Here is a 20,047-nt window from a genome sequence, read left to right as displayed (position 1 = left end):
GTGGGACCGGTCTGCGTCACCAGGGGTCGAGGTCGTGGTCGCGCGGCGCGGTGTCAGGGAGCATGACCTGGCGCGTACGGGCGGTCAGAGGGGTCAGCCGTGCCGTCGAGCGGTCGATGTGGAAGACGAAGGCCTTGGCCTTGTCGGCGAACGCTGCGGCCGGCCGACTGATGCCCGCGCCGGTCACCAGGATCAGCCGCTTGGGGAGGTCCTCGCCGGCTGCCGCAGCCAGCCCGTTGAGCCGTTCCACCTCGGATAGCGAGAGATCCTTGGTGCCGCCGTCCCGGATCTGGACGTCAAAGCCGCCCGAATGGATCGGGGCCGCGAAGTCACCTGTGGCGACGGCGCCGAAGCCGAGCATGTTCAGCTGGTCGACGACGGCCCGCGGGATTCCCCTGCCTGCCGCCGTCACCGAGGTGGACGGATCTGGGGCGGCCTCGTCCTCGAAAAGCGCCAGGGCGTCGGGCTCCGGTTCCTCGGCGGGGAAGAGGGAGTCCTGTCGCATGGACGGGACACGCCCGCGGGTGGCGGAACGTCTGACGGGCTCCCAGGGGAAGCTGGTGCCCCAGTGCGCCGGCCCCTTCCCGATCACATCGGCGACCTCGTCGACGGACACTGTTGCGCGAGAGACACCTGGTGCGGCGCCCGACTGATCCCACAGACTGCGGGCGAGGTCGACCCGGCCCCAGGCGCCCCAGTCGCGGATGTACGCATCGACCATCCAGCCGAGGGCGGGCTTGACCGAGATCCGGACGAAGGCGTCGGCGAGTTCGGCGTCCACGTACGCCCCTGCGGCTTCACGCACCAGCACAAGCTCTGGGTCACTACGCGAGCCCCGGGCGAACCACCGGTTCTCCGCGACGACCCGACGCACGCGGACCCCGCGTGCGTCGAGGAGATCGGCCAGCTGGGTCATGTCCGAGGGTTCCCCCTCGTCCCAGCGCAAGGGCGACGGCACCGGCGTACCGAAGAGGTGGGCCGCCGCATGGGCGTACAGGGCATCGACGAGTACCTCGACGGATGTGTCGAGGGCCCACACGGACGGATCGCTGTGCAGGGACGGATCGACGATGGTCCAGGCGACCTGGTGTTGGTAGTTCACGCGGGCGAGCGCGACGGAGCGTCCGCCCGACAGGTTGACCTTCAGGAAGAAGGGGCCGGCAGCGTTGAACTCGACCCGGTCCGCCAACTCCGGATGGCGCTCAAGGAAGGTGCTTTCCAAGCTCTGGAAGTGCAGGAAGTTGCCGAACGCGGCGATCATGTCGCCAGTGGGGAAGGCCAAGTGAACACGCTCCAGGGGGCTTGTGCCGCCGGGCGGTGCAGGCTTGACCGCCGAAAGGAAGCGTAGAACGCCCCCCATTCCGTGATCAAAGGCGTTCTTCGGCCGATTGGCCGGAAGGAGCCGCATGCGCTGAGGGAATCTCTGCCTCCGCCCACACGGTCTTCCCGCTCGGCGGATATGGCACGACGCCCCAGCGGTCGGCGAGTGCGGCGACGATCAGCAGCCCGCGGCCGGTCTCGCCGTCGGCGGGCTGGGGGAGCACGGGCATCCGGTCGCGGCGGGCGTCGGTGACCTCGATGCGCAGCGTCCGGGGAGCGGGCGAGAGCGACAGGCCGAGCCTGAAGTCCCGGCCTTGCACCTGGCCGTGGAGCACGGCGTTCGCGGTCAGCTCGGCGACGATCTGCTCGGCGCGCTCCGTGACGCTCGGCGGTACGCCCCAGCTGCGGAGTTCGGTGACGGCGAGCAACCGGCCGAGGCGGGCCCCGCGCCGGGTGGGCGACAGCAGCAGGGAGAAGACACCCGGGATGGTGTCGAGTTGTGGGGAGGAGGGGTTCATAGGGGCCACGGTGACGGTGGTGGGGCGGGGTCCGCGAGGGGTACGCCCCGTACGCGGAGTCAGCGTACGGGCACGCGGAGTGGACGGTACGGGCTGATTGCCGTCACGCTGGGTCAGTCAGTCGCGGGGAGGACCCATGCACGCACTTGGAGGTGGCCGCGTATGACGATGGTGGGTGGCGAGGTCGACGGGGTGGCGGGCGACTGGGAGCGCGAACCCGACCCGTCGGACAGTCTGCGGACGTTCGGGGCCGTCGTTCAGGCCCTGCGGGAGCATGCGGGGCTGAGCCGGGTGGAGTTCGGGAGGCGGGTCCGGTTCTCCAAACACACGGTGGAGTCGGTGGAGTTGGGCCGCCGGATGCCGGACGAGGACTTCGTGGAACGGGCGGAGGAGGCGCTGGGCAACACGGGCGCCCTGCGGAAGGCGGCTCGGCACCTGACGCGGGGCGAGCCGGGGCTGGCGGCGTGGTTCCGGCGGTGGGCGTGGCTGGAGCGGGTGGCGGTGAGCCTGTGTACGTACGAGTGCCGGCTGGTTCCGGGGCTGTTGCAGTCGGAGGGGTACATGCGCGCTCTGTGTGAGAACGACATACCGCCGATGTCGGATGCCGAAGTGGAGGCCACGGTGAGCGCCCGACTGGAGCGTCAGCGGCTGCTCACGGACAGGCCGCACACGGCCTTCGACTTCATTGTCGAGGAGGGCGTGTTCACTCGCGGCCTCGGAGGCGTGGATGTCACGCGCGACCTGTTGGACCACGTCATCGAGGCCATCGCGCCCCGCAACGTCGTCCTTCAGATCATGCCGACGAAGAGCCAGCAGCATGCATGCTTGGCCGGGCCGATCCAGTTGCTTGAGACCCCTGATGGCCAATGGCGCGGATACTCGGAAGGGCAGGAGAACGGGCGGCTGGTCGCGGACCGGAAAGAGGTCAGCAGGCTGTACATGCGCTATGCGAGACTGCGCTCGCAGGCCCTCTCCCCGATGGCTTCCGTCGGCCTGCTTGAGCAGATGCGAGGAGCGCTATGAGCACCGTGACCGACCTCGACTGGTTCAAGTCCAGCTACAGCAGTGCCCAGGGGGACAGCTGTGTTGAGGTTGCCATGGCGGAACACGCCGTCCATGTACGCGACTCCAAGGACATGAACCGCTCGCATCTTGCCGTGGGGCGCGATGGCTGGGCGCGCTTCGTACGCTACGCCGCACGCGGCTGAGCCCCCTTTGGGACCCAGCCGCGCCGCGGCAAACCTCAGCCGGCCTCGGTCCGCGCCTCATGCCGGGGGCCGTGGCCCGGGGGCGGCGTGAGGGTCGAGGTGTAGTTCTCCCCGTCGACCAGCGGGTTCTCCATGCTGACGCCGGCGGCGGCCATCCGGTCGTACTCGGCAAGGACCAGGCGCTTGGTGCGGTACTCGCCGTACTTGGTGATCTCGTTGTTCTTCAGGCCGCCATCAGAGTCGGACTGGAAGGTTTCCAGGATGTAGGCGGTGTCCTCTCGGGAGATCTCGTAAAGGTGGAAGAAGTATGCGTCAAGCTCGGCGCGAAGCAAGGCTCGGCGCTCCTCGTTCCATGTGAAGGGCGCGTCGCTGTCTCCAAGGTCCAAGGCCAAAGGCTCCATGTCCCATGCGGTGTAGACGAGTTCGACGAGGCGGGGCACGAGGAAGGGTACGTGGGCGGTAAGTCGACCTGGGTGCGGGACTGGGAGCTGCTTCCACGCCATGAGCCCTAGATGGCGTCCGCTGATTTTCTGGCGGGCGACGAAGTCGAAGACCAGTGAGCTTTGGGCTGCTACGAGTGTCGCAGCCAACAGCGGCGAGCAACCAGCGAACATCAGAGGGAATGTGTTCCCAACGGCGGCTCGTGGTAGAAACGCGGGGACAGCGGTGCGCTCATTGACCGCCTTCGTGACGTCCCGCCAGCCCAGCAGCCAGTCGTGCTCCCATTTCAACTCGTCCAGTCGAACGTCCACGCCCGCGACATTGATCGCCTTACCGTTGCGTACGGCCGGGATGTGGCCTTTTGCTTGAATCCATTGACGAGGGTGCGTCACGCCGTAGGCGTCCTCCTTCTCTCGGAGCGGCACGCCCTCGTACTCCTCGTTGCCAAGGCCGTAGTAGCGGTTCCAGCGGTGATCGAAGATATGAGCCATCTTCGCGTCGTACAGCGGGAGCATCCGTTCACCCCCTCGCACGAAGATGTTCCCCTGCAGTTCCCAGCCTTCCGCCTCCAACGTAGCCCTATCGCGGAATACATCGGAGTCATCGGTCAAGTTGAAAAGGTGCTTGAAGGTGATGTTCCAGGGGTTGCCGTCCTTGCGTCCCTCTGCCACCAAGACCGGGAAGCGATGATGGATAGCAGCGGTGAGGTCAGCGTCTCTGCGCGTTCGGAATACAGGCAAGGTGCCTGTATTGGGGCTGATTAGTGAGATTTCTTCGGGGCTGAGGCGGAACACCCGAGTGTGGTCTTCGAGGTCGATTGTATCCAGTAGGAAGAATGCGAAACGCGTGGCCTGCTCGGTGGTTCCTCGGCCGGCAAGCGAGAGCAGGCAGAACGTGTAGGTTGCGTCGACGTCCGGGAAGATCTTCTTGCGGTTCTCGAAGTCGTATAGGTGCCTCACTGAGCCTCTCTTAGTGAGGTCCTGGAATAGGAACTGCGCGCCGGCTCCCGTGGCGATCTGAGTTGGGACAATCGTTCCGCATCGCCCTTCGGGTGCGGTGATCGACACGGACCGCTCGGTGAAGAGTTGATCTGTCTGAAGGGAGTTGACTCCCTTGACCGACAGGCCATTGCGCAACTGCGGATACGCTCCAGATGAGCCCAGAAACAGAAATGAAGACTTTACTCTGCGTCGAGAGGCGTGATATCTAGCACTCTCCTCCGGATGCTCGGCGGCCCACTTGGCGATTGCCGTGCGCCTTGCTGAGCCGGAGATCTTTGCGATGGACGGTTCGACCACGCTGAAGTACTCGCGGTCCATGAAGTCGACCTTGTCCCATGGTGGATTGGCCAGGACACAGTCGAAGCCGCCGGCCCACCCCGTCACAGGGTCCACCCCCAGCGCGGCCGGATTATCCGGCACGGCGAACACGTCGGGGAACTCCAGGTGCCAATGGAAGAAGCGGTACTCCTCGCTCAGGCGGCCGATCTCGTGGTGGGTTTCCTCCCGCGTGCCCGCCCCCTCGGGGGACTGGAGGGAGAGGAAGACGCGCTGGGTCACCGGGGCCGGCGCGTCGTCGGTCTTTTTCCACATGAACGCCGCGCACCACGCATCGGCGAGCTTGTGGGCATCGCGGTTCTTTTGGGAGTCCTCCCACGCGCGGTAGCGCTCGGCGAGTGCGCGGACCTGGTCGACGTCGTCGGTGGGGGCGTCGTCCATCAGCTCGCGCAGCTCGGCGGCGAAGGCGGCGTTGGTGACGCTGACCTGTTCGTCCATCGCCGCGTCGAGGGTCATGACGCCCTGGTGCTGCTCCTTGTTCTCGTGCTGCCAGCGCGTGGCCACCGACTTGTCGTCGCCCTCCACCGGCTTGAACGCCTCGTCCGGGATACCGCCCCGCATCAGCTTCGGCGTGGCGCCGATGAGGCCGTTGCCCTGCTTGATGTGGGCGTCGAGGAAGCCGAGGGCCTTGCCCGGCTCCAGGGCCTCCATCCACAGGGAGACCTTGGCCAGTTCCACCGCCATCGGGTTGAGGTCGACGCCGTAGACGCACTTGGCGATGACGTCGTGCAGGGCGTGCCGGATGCTCTCCGGGGTCGGCTCGGGCGTACGGTCGCGTACAGCCGCTACCCGCTTGGCGATGCGGCGGGCCGCTGCCACCAGGAAGTGGCCTGATCCGCAGGCAGGGTCGCAGACGGTCAGGGACAGCAGCTCCCGCTCGACGGCTTCCCGCGCGTTGATCTGTCCGGCCTCGACCGCCGTGGCCTCGCCCCGCTTCTGTGCCTTGTCGATGACCGGGTCGAGCGTGGAGTCCAGCAGGACCTCGACCAGGGAGCTCGGGGTGTAGTACGAGCCGGTCTTCTTGCGTTCGTTGCCCGCCCGGTTCACCAGCTCGAAGGTCTGTTCCGTGGCGCTGTACTGGGGGACCAGTTCGAGCAGGGATTCGTAGATCCCGCCGAGTTCCTCGGCGTCCAGGGTGCGGTAGTCCACGCTGCGCCACCGCTTGGCCACGCTGTCGAAGACGACCGACAGGTGGCGCACGCCACCCAGCAGATGCTGGTTCGACAGTGCCAGGCCCTTCAGCGGGGCGTCCGCGGCCGTCTCGTCGAAGAGGCCGCCGAGGCCCGGCAGGCCCAGTTCGGGGCGGCCTGCCTCGTCGCCGAGGGCGTCGAGGACGAGGCGCAGGGCCTCGTACCGGTCCGAGTGGGAGGTCCCCTGACGGCGGCGGGCCTGGTCGCGTAGACGCGCGGTGGAAAAGTAGTCGGCGTAGCGCTTGCGGGCCTCCGGACTCGACTCTGGGGCGTGCAGCGCCTCGCGGTCCTCCGCGACGAAGACGAACAGCAGGCGGTAGACCAGCCGGAGGAGAGCCGCGTGATAGGTCTCGCGGTCGAGGTTCGCGCGGAGGGCGGCATTGGCGGGGTGCTTGAGGAAGCCGGTGCCCAGCTCCCTGAGCGCGAGCCGGACGCCCTCGCCGATGTCGTCCAGGAATCGGGCGCCGAAGCGGATTGCGGCATCCCGCCACAGCTCCAGCCAGCAGCCGCGCTGCCCCGCCCCGCCCTCGGTCCCGGCCGGGGGCTCGAAGCGGGAGGCGTGCAGGATCCGGTACAGCAGGATGAACTCGTGGAACAGCTCGCCGTCGAAGATGGCTTCCAGGTCGAACTCGACGTACGACGTGGTGGCCAGTGCGTTCGAGTCGCGGAGCAGGCGCAGGCGCCGGCCGTTTGTGAGCAGGGCCCACAGGTGGGGTTCGGTGCGGTTCAGGGTCTCCTGGAGGAGCGACTGCGGGGCGGGGCTGCCGGCGCCCTGACGCTTGTCGAGGGACGCGTTCCACGGGGTGCGGTGGACCAGGGACTGGTCGCGGCGGTGGCTGATGGGGAACGTCTTCGTTCCGTCGGAGGCGGCGATGCCCTCGGCGCCCACGGCTGTGAGGTGCCCGAAACCCAGCGCCTCGAACAGGGGGTCCAGCCAGTTGGGCCCGGCGTAGCCGGTGGTGTCCGGGGGCGCCGAGGACTCGGGCGCGTACGGCAGCTTCTCGCGCAGCTCCAGCCAGAGGCCCTTGAGGTTGTCCCAGTGGCGCTCGGCCTCGTCCCGCACCGTGCGGGAGCCGGCGATCCGGTAGTCGGCCGGAGCCATGCCCTTGAGGTCCTTGGATGCCTTGCCCTCGGCGATGCGGAGCAGCATGTCGGCAGGCAACAGTGCGCCGACCGTCTGGACGGCGGTGAAGACCTGGTTGCGGGTGGTGGCAGACATCAGGCGGACACTCCGACGGCGACGGCGGGCAGGTAGACGTAGGCGCCGAGGATGTCGGCGGGCTTCTGGGCGGTGACCGTCAGGCCGCGGACGATCTCGCCGGACGCGGCGCGCACGCGGCGGTGCGAGGCGTCCAGCTCCGCGGCCAGCTGGTCGCCGTAATCGGCAAGGTGGTCCGACGCGTTCGGGAGCTGTTCGAGGATGCGGGTCATCGTGTTCTCGCCGAAGTGGGCATGGGTGTTCTCCGTGGCCGTGGCGTCCAGTAGCGCGATGGCCTGTTCCGGCGACAGCCACACCGCGTTCTTCGGGGAGCCCTGGAACGCCAGCAGGCGGGCGTCCTCCGCGACCAGCTGCTTGTCGCCCGTGCGGGACGGGAGCGTGAGGTGGAAGCGGTAGCGGACCAGGAGGAGCGTGGTGCGGGTGGTGACCGCGTCCGTCGTGATGACACCGCAGCGGCGGGCCGGGCGGGCGCCGTCGGCCTGGGTGTCCAGGGCGGCGTTCAGGACGTGGGCGGCGAGGGCGCCGACCACCGGGTCCGTGCGGACCAGGGCCGCCTCGCCGCGGCCGACCGCGGGATCGCTGAGGAAGGGGATGGGGCGGTCCTTCTCCACCACCTCCGCTCCCACGACCGGTGCGAGCGCATCGCGCAGGCCCGCCGGAGTGCCGCCGACCTGGGCGGTGAAGTCCTCACCGGCGCCCCGGATTACGGCGCCCAGCGCGTTCAGCGACTCGCGGACGAAGGTGTCGACCTCGCCCGTGCCGCCCAGGGCCTCGCGGACCGCCGCGACCTCCCGGGCCACCTCCTGCGGGTGGATCGAGCGCTGCGCGAACCGGGAACGCGACGCCTTCTCCCGCTCCGCGGCCGAGTTCCAGTCGCTGTCCAGCTTCGCCGTGCTCACCTTGAAGGCGTCCGCGCTGAACAGGGCGTCCTGGTCGTCACGGCCGCGCATCAGCAGCCATTCGACGATGGCGTCCGTGACGCCCGTCGACAGCTCGTCGGGTACCGAGACCGAGATGCCGAGGTCCTTCTTGATCTGCCGGTGCTTCTTGATGAGGACTTCGAGGACCTTGCCGTCGATGCCGTTGTCATCGCCGTACAGAGTGATGACGCGGACCTCGTCGCGCTTCTGCCCGTACCGGTCCACGCGGCCCTCGCGCTGGTCGTGGCGGGTCGGGTTCCAGGCCAGGTCGTAGTGGAGGACGGCGTCGAAGTAGTGCTGGAGGTTGACGCCCTCGGACAGGCAGTCGGTGGCGATCAGGACGCGGCGAGCGGCCTTGTCCGTACCGGCCTCCGTGGCCAGCTCCTCGATGCGCTGCACGCGCTGCTGCGGGGAGAGCGTGCCGGTGACGGCCTTGACGACCGTGTTGGCGCCGAGCGGGGAGCGCTTCTTCTTGCCGTCCTCGGTCTCGCCCGCGCCCAGCTCGGCCTCCAGGTACTCGGCCGTCGGGATGTAGCGGCAGAACACGATCGGGTGGTAGCCGTCCGCGAGCAGGGCTTTGAGGTGCTTGATCAGGGCCTTCAGCTTGAGGTCGTCGCCGACGCCCTCCAGCGCGGCTGCCCGCTCCGCGAGCTCGGACAGGCGGTCACCCGTGCCGTCCGTCTCCGCGCCGGGTGCCACGTCCATGCCTTCGAGCGCGTCGCTGTCGGCGGCGTCGCTGTTGAGCGGGGCGCCGAGCCGGTCGGCCTCCTCGGCGGAGGCGGCGATGGCCGCGGCCGAGCGGGTGCGCAGGGTCTGGGACGCGGCCCGCGGCGAGGAGACCAGCGAGCGCAGCAGGGCGATCGCCGACCACCAGGCGATGCGGGCTTCCCGCTTGCCCTGGCTGCCGGCCGCCTCGACGCGTTCGCTCGCGTACGCGATGGCGTCGTCCAGCAGGGCCCGGTAGGCGGGGGACAGCTTGTACGTCTCGTCCTTGAAGTACCGGTCCGAGGGGAAGGCGGTGCGCTCGGCGAGGCTGTCGTCGCCGAGGCCGTCCTCCTTGGTCAGGTACTGGCGTACGTCGGCCCGCTTGCGCGCCACGAAGTGCTGGGCGAGGAGCTTACGGCCCGCGTCCGATTCCAGGTTCACGTTCGCCAGTTCCGGCTTGACCAGGCCCAGCAGGTTGCGGAATGCCGATTCCTTGCCGCTGTGCGGAGTCGCCGTCACCAGGACCAGGTGGCGCTCGGTGTCCTCGGCGACGCGGCGCAGCAGCTCGTAGCGGAGCTGGTTCTGGGCACCGGAGGGAGAGTCCTCGGAGGCGACGCAGGTGTGGGCCTCGTCCACGATCACCAGATCGGGGCAGTGGCGGACGAAGTCGTCGCGGTGGCGAGGGGACTTGATGAAGTCCGTGGAGACGATGACGTGGGGGTAGCGGTCGAAGAGGGACTGGCCGAGGTCCAGACCGCGTTCGAGGCGGGAGACGGTCGAGGAGAGGACCAGCTCGGCGTCGATGCCGAACTTGGTCCGCAGCTCCTGCTGCCACTGCTCGGCGAGCGCCGGCGAGCAGAGTACGGCCAGGCCCGTCGCCTCGCCCTGGGCGAGGAGCTCACTGGCGATCAGGCCCGCCTCGACGGTCTTGCCGATGCCGACGTCGTCGGAGATCAGCATGCGGACGGTCTGCTGGCGCAGGGCCATGAGGAGAGGCACCAGCTGGTAGGCGCGCGGCTCCACCGCGATACCGGCGAGGGATCGGAACGGGCCCGCGCCCGACCGGAAGCCAATGCGCAGGGCAGTGCGCAGCAGGCCGGCCGCCCGCTGGTCGCCGAGGTCGGAGGGCTCGGGCGCCGCGAACTCGGCGCCCTTCACCTCCTCGAACGCCGGGAACACGGCGGCGATGTCGTCGTCCGAACCGCCGAGGGGGCGCAGGACGAGCAGGTCGGCCTCGCTCTCGGGCAACACCACCCACTCGCGGCCGCGGGCCGTCACGAGGGAACCCGCGGTGTACGTCAGTGCCATATGAGTCGTCTCGTCCTCGTGTCAGTTGGCGGAGATCAGTGAGCGGAAGGGGTGCCGAAGTAGCGGGCGTGCGGGGCGACGAGCTTGTCCCAGTCGGCGTCGTGCGGGAAGCGGAGAACGTCCCAGCGGGCGTCCAGGAGGCGCTCCTCGGCGTCCTCGTCGCGCAGCGCCGTCACCTCGGAGTCCGGCAGGTCGACGAAGACGGCCAGGTTCACGCCGGGCAGCCGGTACACGTAGTCGGCGAGGGCGTTCGCCTCGGTGATCAAGGTTTCGCTCTCGTCGGGGAGCCGCAGGCCGCGTGCCTTCAGCCAGGTGAGCAGGTTGTCCTGGGCGACGGCGACGGCCTCTTCGACCGCGACCTCCACCCACGTGCTGGCGGGGGCGTCCGGCGCCTGGTCGAGCAGGCGCCGGAACTGCTCCGAGCGGGATTCGCCGCGGGACTCGCGCGTGGCCGAGGCCGAGGCGAAGCGGACCAGCAGTTCCCGCGCCGCGTGCCGGTTGATCAGGGCGTGGTTGAGCTGGTTGCCGTAGGTCAGCAGGCACTCGTAGCAGCCCAGGGCGCAGGGGCGGTCGGGGTGCGGGCCGCCCTGGTCCGTGCCGTCCTCGGCGAAGTGGCAGATGGCGAGGGCCTGCCGGGCCGCCTTCGCCAGTGCGCCCTTCTCCGCCTGGAGGCGGCGCAGGACGCCCGCCCCGCCCTCGGCGGCCTCGGTGAAGAGGATGCGGCGGCGCGGGCCGTCGTCCGGCGGCAGCAGCTCGCTGGTCAGCTCGGCGTCCTCCAGCTCGAAGGCGGCCTCGATGCCCCGCTCCAGCGCGTACATCAGCGACAGCGCGATCGGCTCGGGCAGGGCCTCGTCGAGCGTGAGCACCAGGATGTTGCGGCGGTCCTCCACGAACGGGATGACCCGCTTCTTGCGGCGCCGCTCGTTGCCGTCCTCGTCGATCACCGGCAGTTCAGCGGAGTCGCCGGAGGCCTGGGAGGCGTCGCGGTCGTTCATCCAGCGGCCGTCGGCCAGGTCCAGCCAGTAACCGTTCGGCTCGTCGCTCTTGGCGCGCACCCGGCCGGTGTTGGTGATGCGGACCGTCGCCGAGTCCCCGTACGCCAGCTCGGCGACAGGAGCGCCCGCTGCGTCGGTGACGGACGCGTTCAGGCGGCCGCTGCGGGTGCCGTGGTCGTGGAAGCGGTAGGAGGTCTCCAGCCGGAAGCCGGCGCGGCGCCGCTCCTCCTCGTCGGAGGAGATGCGCTCACGGCGCGTGGTGTACACGGTGTGGAGGTGGAGGAGCCCGTACGTGGCCGAGCCGAGCGGCTCGTCGCACATGAGGCAGCGGTCGTTGCGCTCCTTGGGGTCGTGGTGGTAGCCGCACTGCGCGCAGCGGCGGGCCTCGCTGGTGGCCAGGTCGCCGGAGGAGTCCGGCGGCAGCTGGATCCGGGTGACCTGGTAGCGGGCGCCCTCGTGGTAGATCAGCGCACCGGGCCCGAACTCGCGGATGGCCAGGAAGCGGGGCCGCTGGAGGAAGTCGCCGTTGCCGCGGCGGTGGCCGACGGTCGGGATGTACGCGGCGAGCGGCAGCCGCGGGAAGCTGTAGCCGGGGAGGAAGCCCTCGGAGGCGAGATAGCGGTACGGGTTGAAGTCCGAGAGGACCGACTTGTTGTCGGCACTCTCGTTCATCAGCAGGTTCAGTTGCGTCTCGGCCTCACGGCGGCGGGAGTTCGCCCGGATCCGGTCACCCTCCGTCAGGCTGTAGTCGAGCCGGCGCCGGTTCTGGATGAACTGGTCGTCGAGCGCGGAGGTGAACAGCTTGCGCCAGCGGTCGAAGGCACGGTTGAAGCGCTCGGGCACGGTGCGGACCTGGTCCTGGATCCACTCGTCGTACCACCAGGTGGTGTCGGCGAAGTCGGGCAGCAGCGGGCCGAGGACGCGCAGGGACGCGTCGACGGTGCGGCGCTGTGCGTCCTTGTCGAGGGACGCGGCCAGGATCTCTGGGTGCAGGTTCAGGTCCGGGGCGGGCCGTTCGCCGGTGTCCGGGTAGGACACGTCGAGGACGTCCGGGATGGCGCGGCCCAGCTTCAGGCCCGCCTCCGCGATCCAGATCCCCTGGAGGTGGGAGCGGACCAGATCCTCGTTGGCGAGGTCCAGGCGGGGCGGGGCGACCGCGCCCGCCACCATCCGCTCGGAGCGGCGGAAGTAGTACTGGTCGTGGCTGTTGCCGGTGGCGCAGTACGTGGTGACCAGGGCGGGTTGGCCACTGCGGCCGGCCCGGCCCGAGCGCTGGGCGTAGTTTGCGGGCGTCGGCGGGACATTGCGCATCATCACCGCGTTGAGCGAAGAGATGTCGACGCCGAGCTCCATGGTCGGCGAGCAGTACAGCAGCTTCAGCTCGGCCTTGCGGAACGCCTCCTCCCGCTGCTCCCGCTCCTGCGGGGAGACCTGCGCCGTGTGCTCGCGAGCGAACAGGCCAGCCAGGGCGCCCGCCGCGTCCTTGTACAGCTCGCGGAAGAAGGTGTTCACCCGGGGGCCGTCGCCGCTCTGGTAAGTGCGGGTCAGCGGGTCGTGCGTACCGGTCTCACCCTTGCCGGCCCGCCAGACCAGGGACTGCGCGGCGACCCGGTAGCCGGTCGTGGCGGGGCCCGTCGGGCGGCGGAAGCGGCCGGCGCGCTGCGGGGCCTCGGAGACCTCCTTCACCAGCCCGGCCTTCGCCAGGACCTGCAGCAGCTGCTCGATGACCAGCTGGAGTTCGTCGGTGGACAGCTCCTTGAACGTCCGGTCGGCCCGGACCAGGTACTTGCCGAACTTGCCGCGGGCGGACAGGAACAGCGCCGAGCGGTCCATGCCCTTGCCCGAGGGATGCGGGTAGGCGGTGCCCACCTTGGGCCGGTCGGCGGCGGACAGGACCCACGGGTCCACGAGCCGTTCCTCGCTCGCCCGCTGGAGTGCGTCGAAGTCGTCCCGGAAGTAGGACACGTCGATGGCGAGGGACCGGCGCATCTCGTTGAGAAGCGCCTTCGTGATCTCGGCGCGCAGGGCCGAGTCGGCGGTGCGCAGCTTCTCGTGGGTGCCGTCCCACCGGTCCTGCTTGGCCGCGACCCAGTCCAGGTCCTCGTAGTCGATCTCCAGCAGGCCGGTCTGCTCCAGGTTCGGCATGGTGATGCGCCAGCCGCGCTCCAGGTCCAGGTAGAGCCGGAACGCGATGACGTCGCGGAGGGTCTTGGCGGCCGCGCGTGCGATCGACGGCGCGAGCTCGCTCTCGCCGGTGTAGTCGACGAGGCCGAGGGCGAGGGCCTCCCCGACGCGGGTGGCCAGTTCCTCGTGCGGGATCCCGTCCTCGCCCGCTTCGAGGGCGGCCCGGTAGAGCGCCCCGCGCAGCTGGGTGATCTGGACGAAGTCGTTGAAGTGGCCGGCCTGGAGCGAGGCGTCCTGGCGGTTGTCGACGAAGGTGAGGAGCTTGCGCGCCTCCTTGTCCAGGGCCTCCTCCGGCACCGCCTTCAGCGATTTCACCACGGAGGCCGAGATCAGGGAGGTCGCCGACGAGCGCCCCTCCTGGTCGAGGGTGGCCAGCTTCGCGAAGTCCTTGCCGCGGGTCTGCTCGTACGCCACACCGCAGTGGAGGCAGAACAGGAAGGGCGACGGGATGAAGGCGGCCTGCAGTTCGCCCTGCCCCTCGATGCCGCGCGGGTCCACGGTGATCGCGCGCGGGACCCGGTCGCGGTAGGTCTTCTTGACGACCTCCTGGCCCTTGTCGTCCAGCTCCAGCCAGGATTCGGGCAGTCGGCGGTCATCCACCGCGTACTGCGTGGTCGACGGCCAGGGCCGGTCGTGGTCTACGTACAGGTAGCCGTCGCCCTGCCGTCCGCCGGTCGCCATGGTGTCCCGGCGGGCTTCGTAACGGACCTCGCCGTCCTTCTCCGTACGCCACACCGTGAGGTACTCCTGGCCGCACTCCCGGCAGAACGCCAGCGGCATCAGCAGCTTGCCCCCGCTGCCCGGCTGTTCGAGCTGGTAGGAGCGCGTGCGGTGGCGGGTGAGCTTGTCCTCCAGGGTGACGTAGACCGTGTCGCCCTTGGAGAGGAACTGGTGCAGCCGGAATGCGAACAGGGGCCGCTCGGTCACCGGGTGGCGTGCCTCCGAGCCGGACTCCAAGGTGGCGCGGATCGCGTCCCGGCACTGCTCTGCATCCACGCCCGAGGCGTCGGCGAGCTCCTGGGCCGCGACCTCGATCTTGGCCGGCTGCCGACGCACCAGCCGTCCTTCGTCCACCGCCAGCCCGAACCGGGTCTCGATCCAGCGGGCCAGCGGGTCACGGACCAGGTCGCCGTAGGCGCGGGGGGCGGCGGGCGCGCGGAGCCGCTCGGCCGGGACGGTCTCGGGTGCCTCGTCGGTCGCCCGGATCAGGGTCTCGACGATGACGTTCCGGGGGTGGACGGCGGTACCGAAGAGGGTGCTCGCGGTGTCGGCGACCACCTTGCGCTGGTCGTCCATCGTGCCCTCGGTGGACATGGTGGCGGAGGTGCCGACGCATTGGAGCCGCTCGGCCTGGCAGGCCTCCCGTACCCGGCGGATGAGCAGGGCGACGTCGGCGCCCTGCCGGCCGCGGTAGGTGTGCAGCTCGTCGAAGACGAGGAACTCCAGGCCGCGGGCCATGCTGATCAGGCTGGCGCGGTCGGCCGGCCGGGTCAGCATCAGCTCCAGCATCACGTAGTTGGTGAGGAGGATGTCCGGCGGGTTGTCGCGGATCTCCTTGCGGCGCTGGTCGTCCTCCTGGCCGGTGTAGCGGGCGAAGGTGACCGGCTCGCGGCCCTGGCCGTATCCATCCCGCAGGTACTTCTCCAGCTCCTTCAGCTGGCTGTTGGCGAGGGCGTTCATCGGGTACACGACGATCGCCCGCACGCGCTTGGCGGAGCGCGGTCCCTCCGCTTCCCGCTCGCGCAGCACCCGGTCGACGATCGGGATGATGTACGACAGTGACTTGCCGGAGCCGGTACCGGTGGTCAGCACGTACGAGTCACCAGACGCGGCGGCGTCGATCGCCTCGCGCTGGTGCTGGTGGAGGGTGAGCGGGCGGCCGTCGCACACCGCGGCGCCCGGAGTCTTCCGAGCCTGGAAGATCTTCGCGCATTCGCGGTGCAGGACGCCCTGCCCGGCCAGCTCGACGACCGTGCCGCCGCCCGCGAAGAAAGGGTTGAGGGACAGCCACGGGTCCGGCCACTGCGACTTGGCGTTCAGGTCGTCCTCGACGAACGCGGCGATTCGGTCGTCCCGGATGACGGTGCCGCCCTCGGTGAAGGAGCGGTAGTCCTTGATCAGGGCGCTGTGTACGCCGAAGACATCCATCCCGGCGCCGCCGGGGCTTGAGGAGGGCCGCGTCTTGGAAACCGGTGCGGGTGTGGTGGCCGTCGCCGGAGTGGTGGTGTGCCGCAGGACGCGCACCGGGTCGAGGGCGCTCCAGTGGGGGAGCGCTGAGCCTTCGTCCCCGGGGTCGGTCCCGTCCGCCGTGAAGGCTTCGGGGAGCAGGGGCAGCAGAGCATCGCGGACGGCGACGGCGTCGGCGGGCCGCTCGGCGGGGTCCTTGGCCAGGAGCCGCTGCACCAAGCGGACCAGTCCGGCAGGCACGGCGGGCCGTACGACCCGCACCGACGTCGGCTCTTCCTCGACGTGTTTGCGGCCCAGATCGTAGGCCGATCCGCTGGTGAACGGTGGTACTCCGGCCAGCATTTCGTACAGGACGCAGCCGAGGGCGTAGAGATCCGCCGCCTGCGTGACCTGCTTGGCCTCGAACTGCTCCGGCGCCATGTAACGCGCCGTGCCGACGCTGACGCCGGTGCTGGTGAGCCGAGTCTCCTCCGGATCGTCGGCGATCCGGCCCATGCCGAAGTCGAGGACCTTCACGGTGCCGCCGGTGACCAGCATGGTGTTGGCCGGCTTGAGATCGCGGTGGACTACGCCCGCCGTGTGCGCTGCGGCCAGACCTGACGCGATCTGAGCGGCGATCGCGACAGCCCAGGCGACGGGGAGCTGGCGCTCCTCCTCGATCAGGTCACGCAGTGTCTCGCCGTCCAGGTATTCCATGACCAGGTACGGTCGCCCGCCGTCGGCGTCGTCGACACCGCCGTCGATGAGGCGGGTGAGGTTCGGGTGTTGCAGGCGGCGCATGATGCGGACCTCACGGGCGAACCGCTGGACGGCCTTGGCATCCGCACCGGTGTCGAGCACGGCTCCGGAGCGGCGGCGGAGCACGGTCTTCACGGCGACGGTACGGGTCGGGTCGCCCTCCGCGCGATGCAGGTCCTCGGCCCGGTGGACCTCGCCCATGTTCCCGGCTCCGATGACTCCCGTCACCCGGAACCGGCCCCCGATCAGCCGCTCGGTCACTGCCGCCCCTCTTCCTGTCGCTCGCTGCGACCCCCGCTGGTCCACCCCGTGTGTGCCTGCCCCCACGGGTGGCAGGTGCCCTGTTCATGGTCGCAGAGAAGGCGCTGCCCCTCCGTACCAGTCTTCACCGTTCGAAATGTACACAAGCAGGGGAGTCATTTCCAGCGTTCAGTCTGTTGACATTGTCAACGGGTCAGGCCTAGGGTCATCTCTTGAACGGGTAAGGGAGGGGTGGCCGTGGGTGACGAGGCTCGGGGCGAGCGAGATGCGGCCGGACTCCGGAACGCGCTCCGCGCGCTGTACGCCGAACTTGGCAAGGCTTCGGTGGGAGGTGTGGTCTCCGAGCAGGACTTCCGCGACCGCGTCGGGAGCCTCGGACTGGGACAAGCCGAGCAGGAGCGGTTGAGGGGCGAGCTGGCCCGCCTGGGGCTTCAGGTCCGACGGAAAGCGGAGCATACGGACCAGGACGAGCGTGACGCCCGAAAGGTTGTACTTCCGGCGATGACGGGCCGGGTGCTGGCGGCGCATGTGCTGCTGGGCCGGTACGCGGATGCACAGGGCCGGGTGAACGCCACCGTCGTGGAGGGGGTGGCCAGGCTCTCGGGGTTGACCCCGGCAGAGACACGCTCGCTTCGGGAAGCGGCCCGAACGCAGGAGGCGACGGAAACCTCCATGGGTCGGGTTGTGCGTGGGGAGGGCGTGCGAGCCGATGCGAAGGAGCAACCCCCCGCGACGGAACCCGAATTCGCCGAATGGGAGGAGTTCGACCCTGATCAGGACCCGGACTCGGGCTCGCCCACGCGGCCTCTCGGGGACGTCGGCCGAGCGGTCCGGGCCGCGCAGGCGGTGCTGAACGAGGACCGGTTCACCAGGCGTCCCGAGAAGCGCATGCTCACCGCCGAGGAGGAAGTGGGCCTCGCCGTACTGGTGCGGGGTGGCGCTGATCGGATCGAGAGCCGGCCGACCGATGCCGAGATCGCCGCGCTCGCGGCCACCGACCTCCGAGTCATGGCGCGCAACTGCTTCGTCGTGCACAACCAGGGGCTCGCGCACAGTATTGCCCTCCGCCACGGCGGACAGGGCCTCGACCACGAGGATCTGTTCCAGCACGGGGCCATCGGGCTGCTCAAGGCGGCGGTCAAGTTCGACCCCACCAAGGGCTACAAGTTCTCCACGTACGCAACGTGGTGGGTCCGGCAGTCGATCAGCCGGGCCATCGCGGACGAGGGGGCGGTCATCCGCATTCCGGTGCACTTCCACGAGCAGGTCCGCAAGGTTGCCGCAGCGGAGCGCAGACTCCAGTCGGAAGGCCGTCCGTGGAGCGCCGCCGATGTCGCGGTGGCCTGCGATCTGAGTGTGCAGCGGGTCGAGGAGATCCGAAGGGTCAGCCGACGTACGGATTCCCTGGACCGGGTCATCGGGGACGGTGTGCACCTGGGGGACCTGGTCGCGCTGGAACGACCGCTGCCGTCGGCGGAACGCCTGGCGCTGGAGGCGATCGGGCACGAGTACTTGCTTTCCCTGCTCGCCCGCTTCGACGCACGGGATGCGCGGATCCTGCTGCGCCGCACAGGCCTGGACGGCGGCGATCGGTCGACCCTGGACGACCTGGGGAAGGAGTTTGGTGTCACCCGGGAGCGGATCCGCCAGGTGGAGGTGAAGGCGTTCGCGGCCTTCCGCGAGATGCTGCTGGCTGACGGGATCGGCCCGGGGCACGCCGAACCGCCGGACCCGAAGCCCCGTATGCGCAAGGCGCCTCGTCGACTGCGGAAGCCTGTTGGCGTGCCGGCTCAGCGGGCACCCCTCAGCCCGCAGCCGCCGCGGGAGTCCGATGGGCGTGCCAGTGTCGAGGGCGGAGCCCAGGAGGCGGCGGACGTGCCCGCGCAGCCGTGCTTGTCCGAGGCCGCCGCATTCCGGCCTGCGGAGGCAGGCCCGGCGCGGGACTCGGAGCCGGATCCGCAGCCGGCCGCCGGTCCGAGCCCGGAGCCGGCGTTCGGGCCGCAGCCTCAGCAGACACCCGACGCCGGCCCGCAGCCGGCACCGAGGCCGGACTCTGAGCCAGAGGCGGGGGCGCGCTCAGCCGGGATGTATCCACCGGACTGGGAGCAGGCACTGGCCATCCCGGTCAGGTTCGCAGGAAGCGTGGCATGGCTCGCCGAATATGCGCTCGTGGCTCTCGGCGATGTCGAACTGGCTTCGCTGTTGGGGAAGTCCGCCGCCGATGACGTCGTGAAGGCGGTAAAGAGTCGGGGGACGCTGGACCGCGCGGCTGTCACGGCACTGGAGGTACTGCAGAAGGTCTTCGGAGCCCTCAAAAACACCGGAGGGTGTCCTGCGGACTTCCTCGACCGCTCCTTCGAGGCGCTGAACGGCTCGTCCCCGCGAACCTACCTCGCCGGGCGTCCCTTGGTGCGCAGGGAGTCGCGGCTTGCGGTTCGCGACGCTCTACGGGAGTTCATCTCCCAGCCGCCTGTGCGCGGCGAGACGACGGCGGTGTCCAGGCCGACCGAGACGGCCGGGCCGGGTGTGGTCGAGGAGGCCTCGACCTCGCTGCGCCCCAGGGTGGAGGTGGTGGCCGCCGCGGAACCTGCCCCGCAGACGGAGTATGCCGAGGCAGCCGAGCCGGCCGTGTCGGTGCCGGTCGAGGGTGCAGCTGCCGGGGATCCGGCGAGGGAGCGGGTGCCCGTGGCCGAGTCAGTGGCTGCCGAGAGGCCGATCGAGCCGGTCGGGACCTTCAGCACGGTCGCGGCCATCGAACCGCATGCCGAGGATGGCACGGCCGAGCGGCGCCGTGCAGAAGTCGTAGGCGAAAGCCAGGAGATGCGCGTCGCGGCTCTGAGGGCGGAGGCGGCGGCGTCCGAGCGCCGGCTCCGTGAGGAGCACGAGGATGCGCTGGCACATGAGCGGCAGCGCGCCCTTGGTGCTGCCGCCGACACCGAGCGGCAGCTCGACGAGCTGGAGTCCGCACTGCTCAAGCGCCTCGACCTTTCCCTGCAGCGTCAAGCGGCTTCGCTGCGTCGTGCGGCTGACGAACGCGTGGCTCGGCTGCGGGTGCAGGCCGAGGCGGACCTTCAGGCGGCGCGGCAGGCCGCGGAGCCCGCGGCCGACGCGCTGCGCGACCTCGCGGCAGCCCGACGCAGGGCGGACGAAGTCGAGGAGTTGCTCCGGCGTTCGGCCCAGGAACACGAGGCGCGCGTTTCCGCCCTGGCTGAGCGCCTGCGGTTGGCCGAGTCCGCACTTGCGCAGCGAGAGCGGGCGCTTCAGGACGCCGATACACACGCGGCCGCCAGGGTGGAGGTGGAACGGTGGGCCGCCCATCGCGTTGCCGAGGCGGAGTCCGCGGCGAACGGACGGGTGGCTCAGGCCGAGCACGATGCGTGGGTACGCATCGCCCAGCTCCAGGAAGAGCTGGCAGCCATGACCGCATCCGAACGCAGGCCCCTGCGTGACCGGTGGCGCCGCGGCTGAGCGCCCTTCCACCCCGGCCCGCATACCCGTACGTCTCCCGAGGACACC

Annotated in this window: 8 protein-coding genes; 3 read left to right on the top strand and 5 right to left on the bottom strand. The window is 69.8% G+C overall.

Annotated elements, in window-relative coordinates; genetic code table 11:
• Nucleotides 1–16: 16 nt before the first annotated feature.
• A complete protein-coding gene (locus RIU97_RS10275; RefSeq protein WP_404955433.1) occupies nt 17–1,282 on the bottom strand; it encodes a hypothetical protein in 1,266 nt (421 codons plus the stop codon).
• Nucleotides 1,283–1,367: 85 nt separating this feature from the next.
• Complete coding sequence (locus RIU97_RS10270; protein ID WP_404955431.1) at nt 1,368–1,838, bottom strand: ATP-binding protein; 471 nt, start codon at nt 1,836–1,838, stop codon at nt 1,368–1,370.
• A 162-nt stretch (nt 1,839–2,000) separates the two neighbouring features.
• Here RIU97_RS10270 and RIU97_RS10265 point away from each other — a divergent pair, with 162 nt between their 5' ends.
• A complete protein-coding gene (locus RIU97_RS10265) occupies nt 2,001–2,861 on the top strand; it encodes a Scr1 family TA system antitoxin-like transcriptional regulator (RefSeq protein WP_404955429.1) in 861 nt (286 codons plus the stop codon).
• The gene (locus tag RIU97_RS10260) at nt 2,858–3,046 is read left to right on the top strand and encodes a DUF397 domain-containing protein (protein ID WP_404955427.1); all 189 of its coding nucleotides are present in this window, start codon (nt 2,858–2,860) and stop codon (nt 3,044–3,046) included. Before RIU97_RS10265 ends, RIU97_RS10260 begins: the two co-directional genes overlap by 4 nt.
• Nucleotides 3,047–3,081: 35 nt before the next feature.
• On the opposite strand, the gene RIU97_RS10255 is transcribed toward RIU97_RS10260, so the two are convergent.
• Genes RIU97_RS10255 through RIU97_RS10245 form a run of 3 tightly spaced genes read right to left on the bottom strand, consistent with a single transcriptional unit; the run spans nt 3,082 to nt 16,471 of the window.
• Nucleotides 3,082–7,233, bottom strand: a complete 4,152-nt coding sequence (locus RIU97_RS10255; protein WP_404955425.1) for an Eco57I restriction-modification methylase domain-containing protein — start codon at nt 7,231–7,233, stop codon at nt 3,082–3,084.
• Nucleotides 7,233–10,166, bottom strand: coding sequence for a helicase-related protein (locus tag RIU97_RS10250; protein WP_404955423.1), 2,934 nt, complete (start codon nt 10,164–10,166; stop codon nt 7,233–7,235). The genes RIU97_RS10255 and RIU97_RS10250 overlap by 1 nt, the downstream gene beginning before the upstream one ends.
• A 35-nt stretch (nt 10,167–10,201) precedes the next feature.
• Complete coding sequence (locus RIU97_RS10245) at nt 10,202–16,471, bottom strand: protein kinase domain-containing protein (RefSeq protein WP_404962805.1); 6,270 nt, start codon at nt 16,469–16,471, stop codon at nt 10,202–10,204.
• Nucleotides 16,472–16,768: 297 nt separating this feature from the next.
• Between RIU97_RS10245 and RIU97_RS10240 the strand changes: the two genes are divergently transcribed.
• Nucleotides 16,769–19,999: a sigma-70 family RNA polymerase sigma factor gene (locus tag RIU97_RS10240; RefSeq protein WP_404955421.1), complete on the top strand. Its 3,231-nt coding sequence runs from the start codon at nt 16,769–16,771 to the stop codon at nt 19,997–19,999.
• Nucleotides 20,000–20,047: the final 48 nt, after the last annotated feature.

This window comes from Streptomyces sp. 147326, assembly GCF_045000215.1.
In the GTDB taxonomy this organism is placed as follows: domain Bacteria; phylum Actinomycetota; class Actinomycetes; order Streptomycetales; family Streptomycetaceae; genus Streptomyces.
This window is presented reverse-complemented; position numbering and strand designations above follow the sequence as displayed.